Annotated in this window: 15 protein-coding genes; 8 read left to right on the top strand and 7 right to left on the bottom strand. The window is 45.5% G+C overall.

The genetic code is table 11. The annotated features are described in order from the left end of the window. The 6 genes from R8O70_RS04405 to R8O70_RS04380 all read right to left on the bottom strand — a co-directional run bounded on the left by R8O70_RS04405 (position 1) and on the right by R8O70_RS04380 (position 6,403). The gene (locus R8O70_RS04405; protein WP_182038432.1) at positions 1–633 is read right to left on the bottom strand and encodes an energy transducer TonB; all 633 of its coding nucleotides are present in this window, start codon (positions 631–633) and stop codon (positions 1–3) included. A 4-nt stretch (positions 634–637) separates the two neighbouring features. Next, positions 638–1,045: an ExbD/TolR family protein gene (locus R8O70_RS04400; protein WP_005379359.1), complete on the bottom strand. Its 408-nt coding sequence runs from the start codon at positions 1,043–1,045 to the stop codon at positions 638–640. 25 nt (positions 1,046–1,070) lie between these two features. Continuing rightward, positions 1,071–1,598, bottom strand: coding sequence for a MotA/TolQ/ExbB proton channel family protein (locus tag R8O70_RS04395; protein WP_005379363.1), 528 nt, complete (start codon positions 1,596–1,598; stop codon positions 1,071–1,073). 9 nt (positions 1,599–1,607) lie between these two features. Next, complete coding sequence (locus tag R8O70_RS04390) at positions 1,608–2,969, bottom strand: MotA/TolQ/ExbB proton channel family protein (RefSeq protein ID WP_258645032.1); 1,362 nt, start codon at positions 2,967–2,969, stop codon at positions 1,608–1,610. A gap of 3 nt (positions 2,970–2,972) precedes the next feature. Continuing rightward, positions 2,973–3,737, bottom strand: a complete 765-nt coding sequence (locus R8O70_RS04385; RefSeq protein ID WP_005379365.1) for a DUF3450 domain-containing protein — start codon at positions 3,735–3,737, stop codon at positions 2,973–2,975. Positions 3,738–3,802: 65 nt separating this feature from the next. Continuing rightward, on the bottom strand, positions 3,803–6,403 hold the full coding sequence (locus R8O70_RS04380; protein WP_033905922.1) for a TonB-dependent receptor plug domain-containing protein: 2,601 nt from the start codon (positions 6,401–6,403) through the stop codon (positions 3,803–3,805). A gap of 820 nt (positions 6,404–7,223) precedes the next feature. Here R8O70_RS04380 and R8O70_RS04375 point away from each other — a divergent pair. The 6 genes from R8O70_RS04375 (at position 7,224) to R8O70_RS04350 (ending at position 13,495) form a co-directional block, all read left to right on the top strand. Continuing rightward, positions 7,224–8,249: an ABC transporter permease subunit gene (locus R8O70_RS04375; RefSeq protein ID WP_005384771.1), complete on the top strand. Its 1,026-nt coding sequence runs from the start codon at positions 7,224–7,226 to the stop codon at positions 8,247–8,249. A gap of 1 nt (position 8,250) precedes the next feature. Beyond that, on the top strand, positions 8,251–9,294 hold the full coding sequence (locus R8O70_RS04370; RefSeq protein ID WP_053303397.1) for an ABC transporter permease: 1,044 nt from the start codon (positions 8,251–8,253) through the stop codon (positions 9,292–9,294). Between the two features lie 38 nt (positions 9,295–9,332). Beyond that, a complete protein-coding gene (locus R8O70_RS04365) occupies positions 9,333–11,159 on the top strand; it encodes an extracellular solute-binding protein (RefSeq protein WP_161446244.1) in 1,827 nt (608 codons plus the stop codon). Positions 11,160–11,168: 9 nt separating this feature from the next. Continuing rightward, a complete protein-coding gene (locus R8O70_RS04360; RefSeq protein WP_005379371.1) occupies positions 11,169–12,026 on the top strand; it encodes an ABC transporter ATP-binding protein in 858 nt (285 codons plus the stop codon). A 35-nt stretch (positions 12,027–12,061) separates the two neighbouring features. After that, a complete protein-coding gene (locus tag R8O70_RS04355) occupies positions 12,062–12,901 on the top strand; it encodes an ABC transporter ATP-binding protein (RefSeq protein WP_005379372.1) in 840 nt (279 codons plus the stop codon). 168 nt (positions 12,902–13,069) lie between these two features. Continuing rightward, a complete protein-coding gene (locus R8O70_RS04350; protein WP_025768316.1) occupies positions 13,070–13,495 on the top strand; it encodes a phosphate-starvation-inducible protein PsiE in 426 nt (141 codons plus the stop codon). A gap of 55 nt (positions 13,496–13,550) precedes the next feature. Here R8O70_RS04350 and R8O70_RS04345 read toward each other — a convergent pair whose 3' ends face one another. Then, positions 13,551–14,417: a YicC/YloC family endoribonuclease gene (locus tag R8O70_RS04345; RefSeq protein WP_005384776.1), complete on the bottom strand. Its 867-nt coding sequence runs from the start codon at positions 14,415–14,417 to the stop codon at positions 13,551–13,553. A 184-nt stretch (positions 14,418–14,601) separates the two neighbouring features. On the opposite strand from R8O70_RS04345, the gene rph reads away from it, so the two are divergent. Then, positions 14,602–15,318 carry a ribonuclease PH gene (gene rph / locus R8O70_RS04340; protein WP_017634994.1) on the top strand — a complete coding sequence of 239 codons (717 nt, stop codon included), beginning with the start codon at positions 14,602–14,604 and terminating at the stop codon, positions 15,316–15,318. Positions 15,319–15,422: 104 nt separating this feature from the next. Then, on the top strand, positions 15,423–16,064 hold the full coding sequence (gene pyrE, locus R8O70_RS04335; RefSeq protein ID WP_026000307.1) for an orotate phosphoribosyltransferase: 642 nt from the start codon (positions 15,423–15,425) through the stop codon (positions 16,062–16,064). Positions 16,065–16,097: the final 33 nt, after the last annotated feature.

Below are 16,097 nucleotides of genomic sequence, written 5' to 3'. Positions count from 1 at the left end.
TTAATTGGTTGAGAACTCTATTTCTTGCGATAGGCGCGAGCTAACAGGTTTCCCGTCAACCAATTTTGGTTTAAATGTCCATTTAGAGACTGTTTTTCTTGCCGCTCGACCGAGGCCTAAGCGTCGTGGTTGCTCTTTAAGAACTTTGATGTCCTCTACGGCACCACGTGCGTTTACAGTAAACTCTAATAAGACGACCCCTTTTTCTATTCCTGCTTTCGCAGCCTTCCTAGGCATTTGAGGTTGGAATGTCGCTAGAGGTGTTGGACCTCCGCTACCCGCGAGTTGCGCACCTCCACCCTGGCTATAATGTCCAAGCACCGAACCACCTGTAACATTTACGGGTAGGTTAAGCTTTGGCATATCCATTGGGGGCTGCTCCATCACCGGTTTTACTGTCGCTGTCACTTTCATTTCTGGCGGTGGCGGCGGACGCTTAGGCGGTGGTGGTTTTGGAAGTTCGCGTTTTTTCTCCTGTATTTTTTCGTCTGGTTTAATGCGAATAAACTCGACCATACGCAGGTCATCATTCGACACTAACTCGTGGCGCTCTTTGTTTACTAGCTTGTCCATCCCCCAGAACAACCCGAGGGAGACAATGAGCGCCAGTGCAATTGAGGCCAGATACCGCATAAGCTTAATCCTTATTGGTTGCGGCAATGGAGATGCTTTCTACACCTGCCATTTTGATCTGGTCCATAACCTTCACGACTACGCCAGCATTTGCTTCAGTGTCGGCTTGGATAACTACTGCGCCATCAGGGCTTTCTGCACGAAGACGTTCAATATTCGCGCGAACCGCGTCCACTTCGATGCGGCGTTTATCAACCCAAACATCACCCGCCGCACCAACTGCGACCATGATGTTACCTTTTTTCACGGTTTGCGCAGAGCTTGCTGTCGGGCGGTTTACTTCTAGACCAGCTTCTTTTACGAACGATGTTGTTACGATAAAGAAGATCAACATGATGAATACGATGTCGAGCATCGGTGTCATATCGATAGCGGTTTCATCACTGCTATCACTGCTATAGCGTCTTTTCATGACCTATACCTCTAATTCCATTTACTCAGGCAATATGCTTTAGCTTATCTTCCAGCTTTTGCGTTGTGACTTTGGCTAAATGATCAAGACGTGAACTAAAGAACAGTCCTGATAGAGAAGCCACCATCCCGGCTAAAGTTGGGATTGTTGCCTTTGAGATCCCCGAGGCCATTGCTCGAGGGCTTCCTGTTCCTGTTACCGCTAAGATGTCGAATACTTGGATCATGCCAACAACGGTGCCGAGCAAACCCAGTAAGGGACAAAGCGCAATCAACACTTTCACGATTGGCAGGCCCTTTTTATTCTCAATGTCCTGACGAGAAACAATTTCTTGTCGGATCATCTTAGCGTTCCAGCTCTGGTGCTCTGATCGCCCCTGCCATGAGCCAACGGCTTTTTTCATGGCTTTTGGAGCGACGGCAGCAAAATAGAACCAACGTTCTAACAATACTGCCCACAGCATAAAGCTGAGGATGAAGATGGCGACGAGTACATCGCCACCCATTCCCAAGAAGCGCCTAATTGATTCAAGTTCTCCAACTAACCACCACATAACGCCTCCTTAGCTTTCGGCTTTATGTAGTTTTTCCTGATAGCGAGCGATGAAGCCTGCACTCTGTTCTTCAAGAGTTTGAACCAAACGACGACCTTTACTGTGTACGATGGTGTACAGGAACAGTAGAGGAATTGCGACAACCAGACCAAGCATCGTAGTAACAAGTGCTTCAGAGATACCGCCAGCCATTAGCTTAGGATCACCTGTACCAAATAGTGTGATTGCTTGGAACGTACCGATCATACCCATTACCGTACCCAGTAGACCTAGAAGTGGTGCTACAGAAGCGAACAGTTTGATTGAGCTGATAAAGCGTTCAATGCTCGGTGCGTTACGTAGGATGATTTCGTCCAGTTTCGCTTCAAGATCTTCAAGGTTGTCACCTTTGTGTTCTTGGTAAGCTTGGATAACTTCACCCAGAGGATTACCAGGAATCACGGTTTCTGATTTCGCTTGCTTACGCATTTTACCGCCAATCACTTGAAGGCGTAGGAAGCAAACTAGAGCAATGATAGCGCCAACTGCACCCATACCAAGGATGACGTAACCTACAATGCCACCTTGATCAATACGTTCTTGAACGGTAGGGCTTTGTACAAGTAGAGACAGAATTACACCACGGGATGGGTCAATAAACAGTGGCTTATAGCTGTTTGACGCTGACTCAAAGCCCGCAACATGACGTGTAATATTGGTGCGAGGCTGTCGAGAGAGTTCTTCGAACTTACCTGTTTGAGGTACATAAGTAACGTACTTACCATCGGCAATCGCGTTAAATTCACCGACAAGAGTAACATCGCGAACCGCTTCTTTACCTTCGCCATAAACAACCGTTGCTTGGGTTGTTACTGTCTCGCCTGAGGCAACCACTTGTTGAAGAATGGTATGCCAGAATGCTTCTAGCTCTTGTGTTGATGGCAGTTCTTTGCTTTCAGCCAGTTTCGTTAGTAGAGCGTCACGCTCTGGGAACTGAACAGCGTTTTGAGAGGCAGCAAATAAGCCCTTAAACTCGCCCGCATATTGGCGGACCACACCAAACATTTCGCCCAAAGTACCAGAGCGAACACGTAAGGTTTCTGTTAGTTCAGTCAGCTGCTTATCGTTTTCATCAAATGTCGCTTTAAGTTGATCGCCCAGTGCTTGCTGTGAAGCTAGCTCTTCACGAGCCTGTTGCAATAATGCCGCTTGCTTATCTCGGTTGTTCTTGAACTCAGCTTCACGGGCTTTGTTCTCTTTTGACTCAACGATGCTTTCTGATTTTACGTTTTTGAGTAGTTCAGATAGGTTTTTAGGCGTTTCTGCTTGTACGCCTGAAACCATAAATAAGCTCGCTAGTAGACCAGCGGCTAGAGTTTTGAATCCTTTCATCTCTTATTCCTCCCCAGCATATACAGGCAATTTGATTAGCGCTGGTGGCGCTTGCTTCTTCGCGATACGAAGGCCTTGCTGTACCGCTATGCGGTAGCTTTCCGGTAATGTTTCCCATTGACGTGTTTGTTGGTTCCACATACCTGTCTCACCACCGTCTGGAGATTGGAATAAAAGCGCCGTGCGACCAATACGTAGGAAGTCGTAAGTCACGGTTTCCCCATTTCTATCTAGGCTAGCTTTGTAAGATTCAATTGAGCGAGAGAAGCCTTCTTCAATTTGGTAGGCTTCCATCACTTTACGGAATTTCTCAGAAGTTGTTACGTCGGCGCGATCCATGAGACGACGCAGTTCTTGGACACGTTTATTACGTTCTTTTTTCTGGAAAGGCAGATCGAGAGTCACAAACTCATCGAGTGCATCGATCATTTTAAGTGTTAGTGGCACTACTTCTGTTGCCGTTTGATCGATCTGAGCAATTTGGTTATTTAATGAGTCCAATTCACCTTGCTGTGATTGAACCATACGGTTAATTTGCTCGTTGTAGACTTTCATGCTGTCGATTTGACGTAGTAAGCCTTTGTATTCTGCCAACATGCCTTCAGTACTTTCGGCATAATTGTCGATTTTTTGTTGCGAAGCTTCTGAAGATTGATTTGCTTTTGCTTGTGTGGAAACGACAGCACCAGAGTTGGCCGCTATAGAGCTACTACTGATAGTAAGCAATGCTGCAGCTATGGCACTGAGACCAAATTCCTTGAATTTCATGGTTGCATCCTTGTCAGTGTTTTAGTCAGTCGAAAAGGGCGCGGAAAACCCGCGCCAAATATTTTTTAGAAGTCGTATGATGCCTCGACGTATAGTTGACGTCCGATTGGATCGTCATACCCAGTTGCATAGAATGGAGAGGTATCGCTTAGAGGATCTGCAGGCGGTACTTTGTCAAACATGTTGATAGCACCAAGAGTTACACGACCACTCTCGTTGAATTGGTAAGAAGCCGTTAGGTTCCACGTTGTCATACTAGCGATTTCTGCTTTGTAACCCGCTTTTTTAGCAGAATCACAGTCATCAAAGTAGTAACGGTTAGCGTAGCTTGAACACATACGGTCGCGGTATTTACCAAATAGGTTGATAGCGACATCTTCATATGCCCAGCCAAGATTTAACGTTGCGGTGTATTCAGGCATGAAATCTCTTTCATCCGTTACAGGCTCGCTGTCGTTTTCTTGATATTCAGCAATCAAGATCTTCGTTACAGCAACACGCGTGTTAAATGAGCCGAACTCATTAGTGTCGTATGCGTATTTGATCGCTAGGTCAATACCAGAACGCTCTTCATACGACTGGTTCACTGGACCATAGGATACCGACTTGATGGTGCCATCTGGGTTACGAACGACTTCAGTACCTGGGTATTTACCTGGATCGTTAATTACGTCTTGGTAAGTTGGTGCTGTTACGACGTCTTCCATCTTGATGTGGTACCAGTCAACAGTTACACCAAGATCATCCACAGGCTCCCACGCTAGGCCCAAGTTAATGTTTGTACTTGTTTCTTCTTTCAGCTCAGAGTTAGGGCCATTAAGCGTATCGAAGTATTGAGTATCACACTCTGGGTACTTGTCTTTATCTTGTGGGCCGCTACCACCAGCGTTGGCACAAAGCTCTGGGTCAAAGCCAGAACCAAAGCCTCGAGTTTGATCACCAAATAGTCGCTTCAAGTCTGGAGCTCGGAAGCCTAGACCGTAGCTACCACGTAGCAATAGGGTGTCAGTAGGACGGTATGCTAGGGCTACTTTAGGAGTGAATGCGCCACCAGTTGCCGAGTCGTCGAAGTAGTGGTCGTAACGACCAGCGACAGTCATTTCTAAATCTTCAATGATAGGAATAAGAGCTTCAACACCAAGACCAATCTGATCGCGGTCACCGCCGCCTGACGTTCCACCTAGACCAGAGAAACCACCAGCTGCTGTTGTAGCATCAATCGTCTCATTGTAGTCAGTACGGTTCCATTCACCATAAACAGCAAAGCCAGACATACCTGCAGGAAGTTCAACCAAATCACCAGCCAGTGAGCCGTTAACAGAGTAAAGCTTTGAGTAAGCTTCTTTGCTTGAAGTGCCGCTGTATTTGTCTACAACGTCTTGTGAGATAGGCCCTAGAAGATCGACATCACCATTTTGTACAGCTTGGTCGAGAGTTAGAAAGATTGCTGGGTTGCTTGTTTCAACGCTTTGCTCAGAGTAACCAGCGGATAGGTCCCAATCATACGTATCAGCAAGCAGGCCGTTCAAGCCTAAGGTTAAGCCAAAAGAATCGGCTTCAGTGTTACTTTCGCGTGGTCCAAATTCGACCATACGGCGAGTGTATTCGCCTTCGCCGCGGAAGTGAGTGGCATCAACTTCAACGCTGTAAGGGTTAGGTTCGAATTCAGATTCTGTAGACTTGTAGCCAAAACGGGCTTCTGCCATGGCAGTGACATTGTCGTTAATGTCCATTTCACCACGTAAAAGTAGGTCTACTTGTTTGTTTTCTGGTTTTAATGTTCGGTATGCAGAACGGTTAACACCACACTTTCCATCCGCTCGTTCAATCGCGGCATCACCAACGACTTCTTTACATGAAGAACCTGCATCAGCTGGTGTTAGAAGTGTTCCGTTGGCGCCTTCAAAGTTTGCACCGTAGCTAGAGTAGCCACTTAGCTGAGAACGGCTAGAACCGTCATCGCCAGCCCAATCATCTCGGTCAGATTGCTTTAGCATTTCGTTGCCCGCAAATTGGCCAACGAAGAGAATACGTTTGTCGTCAAAGTTTTTGCCTGCCACAACGTCTAAACGGCCGTTTTGGTAACCACCATCCGTCGCGTCACCCGCGCGTACTTTTACAGAAACGCCATCAAAGTCTTTCTTTAAAATGAAGTTTACGACACCACCGATTGCGTCGGAGCCGTAGATAGCAGAACCTGAGTCGGTCATTACTTCAACACGCTCAATAGCGGCGACAGGGATTTGGCCGATATCTTGGAAGTTAGATGTACCATCTTGTGCTAGCGGGTATTGAGGAAGACGACGGCCATCAATAAGAATCAATGTGCGTGACGCGCCAAGGCCACGTAAGTTGACTGACTGCGCTGCTGGTGTAAACGAGAAAGAGTCTGTTTGAGCCATTACACCACCTGTGTTTTGGGTCAAACTGTTCAATACGTCTTGCGCGCTGTTAAAGCCTTTAGACTCAATGTCTTTACTATTAATAACAGTAACTGGTGAAGGACCTTCCATATCCGTCGTGGAGATACGCGAACCAGTAACTTTCATCTTTTGAAGTTTTTCAACTTGCTGCTCTTCTGCCAGTGCTGTTGCTGGGGCTGCAACTGCTGCTGTCCCCAAAGCAAGGCTTATCGCAACAGATAAAGCGGTTGTGTTTTTATACATCCTTGTTGCTCCGATTATTATTATTTCCTATGTCTGGCCGCATAGCGGCCAAATGTGACGTTAATATTTCGTTAACGTTCGGCCAATGTATAACCGAGATGAAAAAAGGAAGTCAAACCAGTGGTAAACGGGGATGCTTAAATGTAAAAAAGATGTAAATAACCAGGCTTTATTTAAAAGGCGGAATAAAAAACCGAATAAGGTTTATGAATCGAGATTAAATTTCAATAAAACACCGTATTTTGTGTTTCTTATAAACTTTAATGACTTATCTTGCCTATGGTTTTTTAGTGGGTAATTGAATCTGGAAAAAGATATTTTTCCAGTGAATTGTTCTGAGATGAGTTTTATATCGAATCCATACTTTGTTAGCTCGAACTTATTAGGTGGTATCAAAATATGATACCCATTGCTGTTAAAGGGCTCACTCGTATTTTTAGGTCAAATATAACCTTGGATTATGTGTCTATTTATGTGTGTAGGGTGCATTTTTATGTAGGGTTTTGGCTCTAAACAGCCTAGATTGATATTCTGTATGAATTATTTTTGTGGTTTTTTATAATTTTTTACAAAAACATTTCTGTTTTTCGACATCGAAGGAAGTTTGTCATGTTTTGGTTTCAAACACTTGAAGCTGATGTGGATTCAAGATAAATATGACGCTGAAATTATTGCAGTAGTAGAAAAGTCTAGCTCTTGAGGCGCAGGGAGTGTGCTTCAACAGTTTTAGTTACTACGAGATAAATATGCACCATTTTGGGCGGAAAATATCCTCTTTCACTCCGTTTGAACTGGACAGTAGACAAGGAGCAAGTTGTATATGCTGTCGTACTTTTTACGCCGTTTGGCGTTGGTTATCCCAACGTTTCTCGGGATAACTATTCTCATCTTTGCTATCACTCGTTTCGTGCCTGGCGGACCTGTTGAACGCATGTTGTCACAAATGCAGTCTCAGGGAGATGGCGCCGCATCAATGACGTCTGCGGGTGGTAATACGGCCCTTTCTGACGATCAAATCGCGGAGCTGAATGCGTTTTATGGCCTGGATAAACCTGTAACGGAAGCGTACGTCGAGTGGTTAAGTCGTTTGGTAATGCTAGATCTTGGCGAGTCGACGCGTTACTACGAGCCTGTCTCGGACATGATCGCAGAGCGTTTGCCAGTGTCGTTGTTTTATGGCGGCATGACCTTCTTTATTAGTTATTTTATCTCGATTCCTCTTGGTTACTATAAGGCACTCAAGCACGGTTCTGTGTTTGATTCCGCTTCTTCAGTACTCATTTTCGTAGGCTACGCGCTACCAGGTTATGTGGTGGGTGTATTGCTGATCACGTTATTTAGTTATCACTTGGAATGGTTTCCGATGGGAGGTTTTGTCGGCGATGACTTCGACGATTACGAAACCTTCTTTGAACGCGCTAAAGACATTATGTGGCATGCGGTGTTGCCTTTGATCTGTTACCTCATTGGTGATTTTGCCACGCTGACGATGACAATGAAAAATAACCTGATGGAAAACCTTTCCTCAGATTACATCCGCACCGCAATTGCGAAAGGATTACCTTTCAAAAAAGCAGTTCGTAAGCACGCGTTGCGTAACAGCTTAATTCCAATCGCGAGTCACTTTGGTAACTCTTTGTTGTTCTTCATGACCGGTGCCTTCCTGATTGAAGTTATCTTCAATATTGATGGCATTGGCTTATTGGGTTACGAATCAATCATGGAGCGTGATTACCCTGTTGTTATGGGTATTGTCGCCATTAATGCGTTGTTACTGCTCATTGGTAACATCATTTCAGATATTTGTGTTGCTTTAGTCGACCCTCGTGTGAAGTTTGGAGCGTAACATGATTAAAGTTAGTCCATTAACTCAAAAGAAAATTCGTCACTTTAAAGAGATCAAACGAGGCTATTGGTCGTTTGTTGCTCTTTCTATCATGTTGCTCCTTTCTCTATTCGCCGAACTTTTGATCAACAGTAAAGCGCTAGTCGTCAAGTACGATGGTAGCTACTATTTTCCTGTTGTCAGTGACGTACGTTTAGGTAGCGAATTCGGCCAAGAGTCATCCAGTGAAGCCGATTATCGTGTACTGCAAAAAGCGTTTGAGGCTGAAGGGGGCGACAACTTTGTTATTTTGCCGCTTGTGCCGTGGAACCCATATGAACAAGATTTTAGTGGTGATTTCCCGCCAACAGCACCTAGTGCCGAAAATAAGCATTATTTAGGTACAGATGTGATAGGTCGCGATATTTTGGCGCGACTCGTCTACGGATTCAGAACTGCGATGGGATTTGCGTTGCTTACGATGGCCATTTCCTACGCGATCGGTACTGCAGTCGGTTGTGCTATGGGTTTTTGGGGCGGTAAATTTGACTTGTTTGTACAGCGACTTATCGAAATCTGGTCAATGGTACCGTTTTTGTACGTCATAATGATTCTTGTTTCAATCGTTCAACCGACGTTTGCTCTCTTTGTCGCTATTAACGTGCTTTTCACTTGGATGGGGATGACATGGTACATGCGGACCATGACCTATAAAGAAGCGGCACGAGAATACGTAATGGCGGCACGTGCTTTAGGGGCATCGACTGGACGTATCTTGTTTAATCACATCTTGCCAAATACGATGGTGATGATTGTAACCCTAGCACCTTTCACTATTGCAGCTAACATCACAGCATTGACTGCTCTCGATTACCTAGGCTTAGGCTTGATGCCACCAACACCAAGTTGGGGGGAATTACTGCAACAAGGTAAGTCAAACTTAGATTCGCCATGGATTGTTGCGTCAGTAGTGACTTCTATTGTTCTGGTTCTGGTAATGGTGACCTTTATTGGTGAAGCCATTCGAGCGGCTTTCGACCCGAAAAAATTCACACGCTATGTTTAAGCGAGCATTGTGAGCAAAACATAAAAAAGGGAAGTTTTATGAAGAAATTATTTTTAGCGTCCACGCTGAGCGCCCTGAGTTTTGGTGCAATGTCAGCAACGCTTCCGACTGACTTAAACTGGCAAACAAACTGGGATGAGCCTCAATATGGTTCGCTAGAAGCGAAACGTGGAGGGACTTATCGCACCTTTATGTCAAGTTTCCCGCAGACGTTACGTAGTGTTGGTCCAGACGCTAATGCAGGGCTACGTTCTTTTATCTTAGATGAAACACCAGGCTTGGTGGTCCGCCACCCAGATACTTTAGAGTTCATACCTGAGCTTGCTAACGAGTGGGCGTTAGCAGGTGACAACAAAACGGTCTATTTCAAACTCAACCCTGAAGCCAAATGGTCGGACGGCAAACCTGTGACTGCCGACGATTTCGTGTTCATGCTGAAGTTTTATCGTTCCAAAGACATCTTGGAACCTTGGTACAACGATTACTACAACAAAACGATTGCGGATGTTATCAAGTACGACACTCATACGTTTGCTGTTAAGGCGGCGAAAGAGTTTAATCCGGAAGAATTGCTGTTACGAATGGGGGCTCTGCGCCCACGTCCCGCACATTTTTATGCTAACCCTTCAAAAGATGAAAATGGTGACGGTATACATGACAACTTTGTCCGCTACTACAATTTTAAAAGTGAACCAACGACCAGTGCATACTACCTAGATGACATTAAAAAAGGTAAAAGTGTGACCTTCAAACATGTCGGTGAAGACTGGTGGGGTTACAGCAATAAGTATTATCAACATCGCTATAATGTCGACAAAATCCGCATCACAGTGATTCGCGACAGTGATATCGCGATGAAGCACTTTGAGAAAGGGAAGCTGGACGCATTTGGTCTTGTTTTACCAAGCTTATGGCATGATAAATCGAATACGGAACCTTACCAAAAGGGATACATTCAAAAGTTCTGGGGTTACAACCAATTCCCAGTTGGGGCTGGTGGTGTATGGATGAACACCGCGATGCCTTTGCTGGATGATTTAAACATTCGCAAGGGCATTACTTACGCGATTGACTTTGATGGCATGATAGAGAATGTCATGCGTGGCGACTACTCCCGTAAACCGAACCCGACCGGTTATGGTCATGGTAAATACACCCTACCAGATGCTAAGGCACCGAAGTTTGATCCCGCAAAAGCGGCCGAGGCATTCGAAGCCGCAGGCTTTAACAAAATTGGTTCTGATGGTATTCGTGTTAATGATAAAGGTGAGCGCTTAAGCTTCGAGCTGACCTACGGAACACCTGTTCATACTCCTCGTATTGCATTTTTGCGTGAGCAAGCCAAGCTAGCAGGGCTGGATATTGAGCTCAAGTTAGTTGATGGCTCATCCATGTTCAAATACGTACGTGAGAAAAAGCACGATTTGGCTTTCTTAGATATGGGTACGTCTGAGATCCCAACGTATTGGGAGTACTTCCATTCAGTCAATGCGAACAAGCCGCAAACTAACTCTTTCACAAACTACAGCACGCCTGAACTGGATGAAAAGATCATCGAGTATCGTTTTGGCATGGATATGGATAAAAAGATCCAGCTAGGTCATGAGATTCAGCGTGACATCATTGATGCTCACGTTATCGTCCCAGGCTACATGGTTCCTTATGTCCGCTATGGTCACTGGCGCTGGTTAAAGTTTCCAGATAAGCCAATGAATCGCATGACAGAGGCGCTGTTCAGTGGTGCAATCATAGGCGATGGCACTTACTGGATTGATAGTGATATCAAAAAAGAAACGAAACAAGCGATGAAGTCAGGCAAAGCTTTTGAACCTGTTGTTGTCGTAGATGACACTTATAAGCTGTAAGGATTGGTTATGGAAAACGATGTAATCCTAAGTGTTAAAGATCTCGAAGTTGAATTTACCACCGATGATGGGCCAGTGAAGGTTCTGCATGGTGTGAACTTTGATGTGAGAGCTGGACGTACACTCGGTCTGGTAGGAGAGTCAGGTAGTGGTAAGAGCGTAACCTCAATGTCGATCATGGGGCTATTACCTAAGCCATATGGCAACATTATCAAAGGTGAAGTGAATTATCGCGGCACCAACCTAGTTGATTTGCCTGCGGAAGAGATGTACGCCATGCGTGGCGATCGCATTTCGATCATCTTCCAAGACCCGATGACGGCGCTCAACCCAGTGCACACCATTGGTCGTCAAATATGTGAAGTGCTTGAGCTCCATCGACCTGAGCTCGACAAAAAGGAGCGGGAGGCGTACTCGATTGAAATGCTGGCAAAAGTAAAAATTCCAATGCCAGAGAAGCGATTGAATGAGTATCCCCATAACCTATCTGGTGGTATGCGCCAGCGTGTCATGATCGCGATGGCATTGGCCTGTAAGCCGGATATTCTGATTTGTGATGAACCGACTACAGCGTTGGATGTTACGGTTCAGGCGTCTATCCTTGAACTGATGAACGAGCTTCAGGAAGAAACGGGCATGGCGATGATCTTCATCACTCACGATCTCGGGGTTGTGGCAGAAGTGTGTGATGATGTTGCCGTGATGTATGGCGGACGTATTGTCGAAAAAGCAGAAATTTTTGAGTTGTTTGATAACCCGCAGCACCCATACACAGAGCGTTTGATGGGGCTGATGCCGAGCTTAGATAATGAGCCGAAGCAGATGATCGATATCAAGCCTATTGATGCCAGTATGTTTGCCAGTTAACTGGGCAAAGTGAACCAGTCATAAAAGAGGATGTTATGGCAAAAGAAGTATTAAGAATTGAAAATCTTAAGCAGCACTTTGTTTCTGGTAAAGGGCTGTTCAAGAAAGGCTACACCATCAAAGCGGTAGACGGGGTTTCACTGTCTGTTTCTGAAGGTGAAACACTGGGGCTAGTTGGTGAGTCAGGTTGTGGTAAAAGCACCCTTGGTCGCACGATCTTAAAGTTATACGAGCCAACGGAAGGTAAGATTTTCTTTGAAGGTAAAGACATCACTAAATTGTCTGTGAAAGAGATGCGATCGCTGCGTAAAGACATGCAAATCGTCTTTCAAGACCCAATGGAGTCACTCAATCAGCGTCATACCATCGGTATGATTCTGGAAGAACCGTTTGTTATTCATAAAATTGGCACGCCAACAGAGCGTAAACAATGGGTAAAAGAGCTTTTAATCAAAGTGGGATTACCAGAAACGGCAGTAAACCGTTATCCACATGAATTTTCAGGCGGGCAACGGCAGCGTATCGGTATCGCTCGCGCGATTGCATTGAAGCCTAAACTGCTGATTTGTGATGAATCGGTATCTGCGTTAGATGTGTCGGTACAGGCGCAAATCTTGAACCTATTGCTACAACTGCAACAAGAAATGAACTTGGCGATCATATTTATCTCTCACGATCTCTCGGTGGTGAAACATGTTTCTGACAAAGTTGCCGTGATGTATTTTGGTAAAGTGGTAGAAGCAGGCAGTGCTAAAGAAATTTATGCAAACCCGCAAAACGAATACACCAAAAAACTCCTATCTGCGATTCCGATCACTCACCCTAAATATCGGAAGAAAAAGCGCGTAGCTGAAAAAAAGCAGCAAGTGGCGTAAGTGATGCCACAGGTCCTATAACACAAAAGCGCTCCGCCAAATAAGCGGAGCGTTTTTATAAGCAAATGCCAGGACTTGGAGTCGATTTGCACTGATGTTTATTCTGATTGATTGAAGATCGTTGCATGCTAAACTCAAGGCCTATTTTCTTTGTTTGGATAATGGACCATGCCGTCGAATTTACCGAAATCCTTTAGTCGACCTTTCCTGAAAATCTTCCATATTTTGGAGGCGGTGTTATTAGTCTCTATTACCTTGGCGACGTTGTACGCCATGATGCAAGAGTTTGTGCACGTATTTGTAGAGAAGCGTGTCTTACTCACGGATATTCTGTTGATGTTTATCTATCTGGAAGTGCTCGCTATGGTGCAGCAGTTCGTGATGAACGGTAAAATTCCGGTACGCTATCCTATCTACATCGCGATGATGGCCATCGCCCGCTACATCACACTCGGAATGAAAGAGCTGGATGCAGTTTTGGTTGTGTGGTTATCTCTGGCTGCGTTTATTTTGGCTGCGGCTACTTTGCTGATCAGAATTGGGCACCATTATTGGCCCTACGTTGATAACAGTACCTTGGAAAAAGACGAATAAAAGAAAACCCCGTATTAGCGGGGCTTTTTTGTTTCAATACTCGATGACTTTTAGATCATTCAATGTTTTGGATCTGCTCACGCATCTGTTCAATTAGAACTTTCAGTTCAACGCCCGATGCGGTGATGTCGGTGCTGATGGATTTCGACGCTAGCGTGTTCGATTCACGGTTGAACTCTTGCATCATGAAATCTAGACGACGACCCACTGCGCCGCCTTTTTTCAGAATGTTCGTGGTTTCTTTTACGTGAGAATCAAGACGGTCTAGCTCTTCTGCTACGTCTGATTTCTGTGCCAGAAGGATAAGCTCTTGCTCAACGCGAGATGGGTCTAGCTCTACTTTTGCATCTTCAAATTTAGAGAACAGACGCTCACGTTGCCACTCTAGTATTTCTGGCATGCGTGCGCGCACTTTCACAACTTCTGATGTGATCGCTTCGAGGCGTTGCTCAATCAGCGCCTTCATGTTCTCGCCTTCACGAGCGCGCGCTTCAATAAATTCATCCATTGCGCCATCAAACGCTTCTAGTAGCACTTTATTTACCGCATCCATGTCTTGCTCTGGCGTTTCCATTACCCCCGGCCATTGCATAACTTGAAATGGATTGATTCGGCTCAGTTCACCAGTCATGTGCATGACTTGTTCAGCGGCTTTAATTACCTGGCTAGCAAGCGCTTCATTGATGCTAAGCTCACCTTTTGCGGCAGGGTTTGCTTCAAAACGTAGATTACATTCTACTTTGCCTCGCGCTAAGCGCTTACGAAAACGCTCACGTAAAACGGGCTCTAACCCGCGAAATTGCTCTGGCATGCGGAAGTATGTTTCTAAATAACGCTGGTTCACGCTGCGGATTTCCCATACCGCAGAACCCCAATCGCCTTTTACTTCTTTGCGTGCATACGCTGTCATACTGTAAATCATCGAATTTTCCTGTCTTCATTTTTTGAAAATTACTTCAAGAGTGTATCATGCTGCGTCGATAGGTGCGCGGGATGTATGGATTGTTTATGTTGTGCCAGATGCGTAACCTATGAATCCGGAATCGATTCCGTTATAATCTTCGCCCAACCAAATCGTCTTCTCCTCATATTTAAGGTAGATGCCCATGCGTCCAAACGATCGCAAGGCGGATCAAGTTCGCCCTATCAAAATTACTCGTAACTACACAGCTTACGCTGAAGGGTCAGTGCTAGTTGAGTTCGGTAACACCAAAGTGTTGTGTAATGCGACCGTCGAAGAATCTGTGCCACGTTGGCTAAAAGGTCAAGGTAAAGGCTGGGTTACAGCTGAATACGGCATGCTACCTCGAGCAACACATTCGCGTACTCGTCGTGAAGCGGCAAGTGGAAAGCAAGGCGGCCGTACGATGGAAATTCAGCGTCTTATCGCGCGAAGCCTACGTGCTGTTGTCGATCTAAAAGCCATGGGTGAGTTCATGATCACCGTTGACTGTGACGTTATCCAAGCTGACGGTGGTACGCGTACTGCATCCATCAGCGGCGCAAGTGTTGCAATGGCCGATGCATTCCAACACCTAGTAGATAGCGGCAAGCTAAAAGCAAACCCAATGAAAGGCCACGTAGCGGCAGTTTCAGTTGGTTTGCTAGGTGATGATGTTCTGTGTGACCTTGAGTACGTTGAAGATTCAGCGGCAGACACAGACATGAACGTGGTAATGACAGAAGAAGGCAAGATGATTGAAATTCAGGGCACCGCAGAAGGTGAACCGTTCAGTCACGAGCAGCTGATGGCTCTGCTAGAGTCGGCGAAAGTCGGCATTACGGAAATTGTCGCAGCGCAGAAGGCGGCGTTAGCCAATTGATTTAAATAGCTCCCATTATGGGGGCTATTTTTTTATCTCGACAATAGAGAAATGAATGATTGTCGAGAAGAGACACAAGAAACCAAGGACATAGAGAGAAAATAATGAAAGCATACCAGCGTGAATTTATTGAGTTTGCACTTGAGAAAGAAGTTCTTAAGTTTGGTGAGTTTACTTTGAAATCTGGCCGTAAAAGCCCGTACTTCTTTAACGCTGGTCTTTTCAATACTGGTCGTGACCTAGCGCGTCTTGGTCGTTTTTACGCAGCAGCGCTTGCTGATTCTGGCATTGAGTTTGATGTGCTGTTTGGCCCGGCGTACAAAGGTATCCCAATCGCGACGACAACAGCAGTCGCGCTGGCGGATCATCATGACGTCGACACGCCTTACTGCTTCAACCGTAAAGAAGCGAAAGATCACGGCGAAGGCGGTAACCTTGTAGGCTCTGCGCTTGAAGGTCGTATCATGCTAGTGGATGACGTAATCACAGCAGGTACTGCGATTCGTGAATCGATGGAAATCATTCAAGCAAATGGCGCAGACCTTGCTGGTGTGTTGGTTGCGATTGACCGCCAAGAAAAAGGCAAAGGTGAGTTGTCTGCGATTCAAGAAGTGGAGCGTGACTTTGGTTGTGCAATCATCTCGATCGTTAGCTTGACTGACCTTGTGACTTTCCTTGAAGAGAAAGGCACAGACAAAGAGCATCTAGAAGCAGTCAAAGCATACCGCGCAGAATACGGCATTTAATTGGTTACTTTTTCTGAAAAAGTAAAAAGGGCA

The organism is Vibrio sp. 779(2023) (genome assembly GCF_033344285.1).
Taxonomy (GTDB): Bacteria; Pseudomonadota; Gammaproteobacteria; order Enterobacterales; family Vibrionaceae; genus Vibrio; species Vibrio alginolyticus.
This window is presented reverse-complemented; position numbering and strand designations above follow the sequence as displayed.

Bases quoted from the DNA above. Each gene is read 5' to 3' on its own strand.
- R8O70_RS04345 (WP_005384776.1), bottom strand. From the start codon at position 14,417: ATGATTTACAGTATGACAGCGTATGCACGCAAAGAAGTAAAAGGCGAT.
- R8O70_RS04390 (WP_258645032.1), bottom strand. From the start codon at position 2,969: ATGAAAGGATTCAAAACTCTAGCCGCTGGTCTACTAGCGAGCTTATTT.
- R8O70_RS04405 (WP_182038432.1), bottom strand. From the start codon at position 633: ATGCGGTATCTGGCCTCAATTGCACTGGCGCTCATTGTCTCCCTCGGG.
- R8O70_RS04370 (WP_053303397.1), top strand. From the start codon at position 8,251: ATGATTAAAGTTAGTCCATTAACTCAAAAGAAAATTCGTCACTTTAAA.
- R8O70_RS04365 (WP_161446244.1), top strand. From the start codon at position 9,333: ATGAAGAAATTATTTTTAGCGTCCACGCTGAGCGCCCTGAGTTTTGGT.
- R8O70_RS04395 (WP_005379363.1), bottom strand. From the start codon at position 1,598: ATGTGGTGGTTAGTTGGAGAACTTGAATCAATTAGGCGCTTCTTGGGA.
- R8O70_RS04360 (WP_005379371.1), top strand. From the start codon at position 11,169: ATGGAAAACGATGTAATCCTAAGTGTTAAAGATCTCGAAGTTGAATTT.
- rph (WP_017634994.1), top strand. From the start codon at position 14,602: ATGCGTCCAAACGATCGCAAGGCGGATCAAGTTCGCCCTATCAAAATT.
- R8O70_RS04400 (WP_005379359.1), bottom strand. From the start codon at position 1,045: ATGAAAAGACGCTATAGCAGTGATAGCAGTGATGAAACCGCTATCGAT.
- R8O70_RS04380 (WP_033905922.1), bottom strand. From the start codon at position 6,403: ATGTATAAAAACACAACCGCTTTATCTGTTGCGATAAGCCTTGCTTTG.
- pyrE (WP_026000307.1), top strand. From the start codon at position 15,423: ATGAAAGCATACCAGCGTGAATTTATTGAGTTTGCACTTGAGAAAGAA.
- R8O70_RS04385 (WP_005379365.1), bottom strand. From the start codon at position 3,737: ATGAAATTCAAGGAATTTGGTCTCAGTGCCATAGCTGCAGCATTGCTT.
- R8O70_RS04355 (WP_005379372.1), top strand. From the start codon at position 12,062: ATGGCAAAAGAAGTATTAAGAATTGAAAATCTTAAGCAGCACTTTGTT.
- R8O70_RS04350 (WP_025768316.1), top strand. From the start codon at position 13,070: ATGCCGTCGAATTTACCGAAATCCTTTAGTCGACCTTTCCTGAAAATC.
- R8O70_RS04375 (WP_005384771.1), top strand. From the start codon at position 7,224: ATGCTGTCGTACTTTTTACGCCGTTTGGCGTTGGTTATCCCAACGTTT.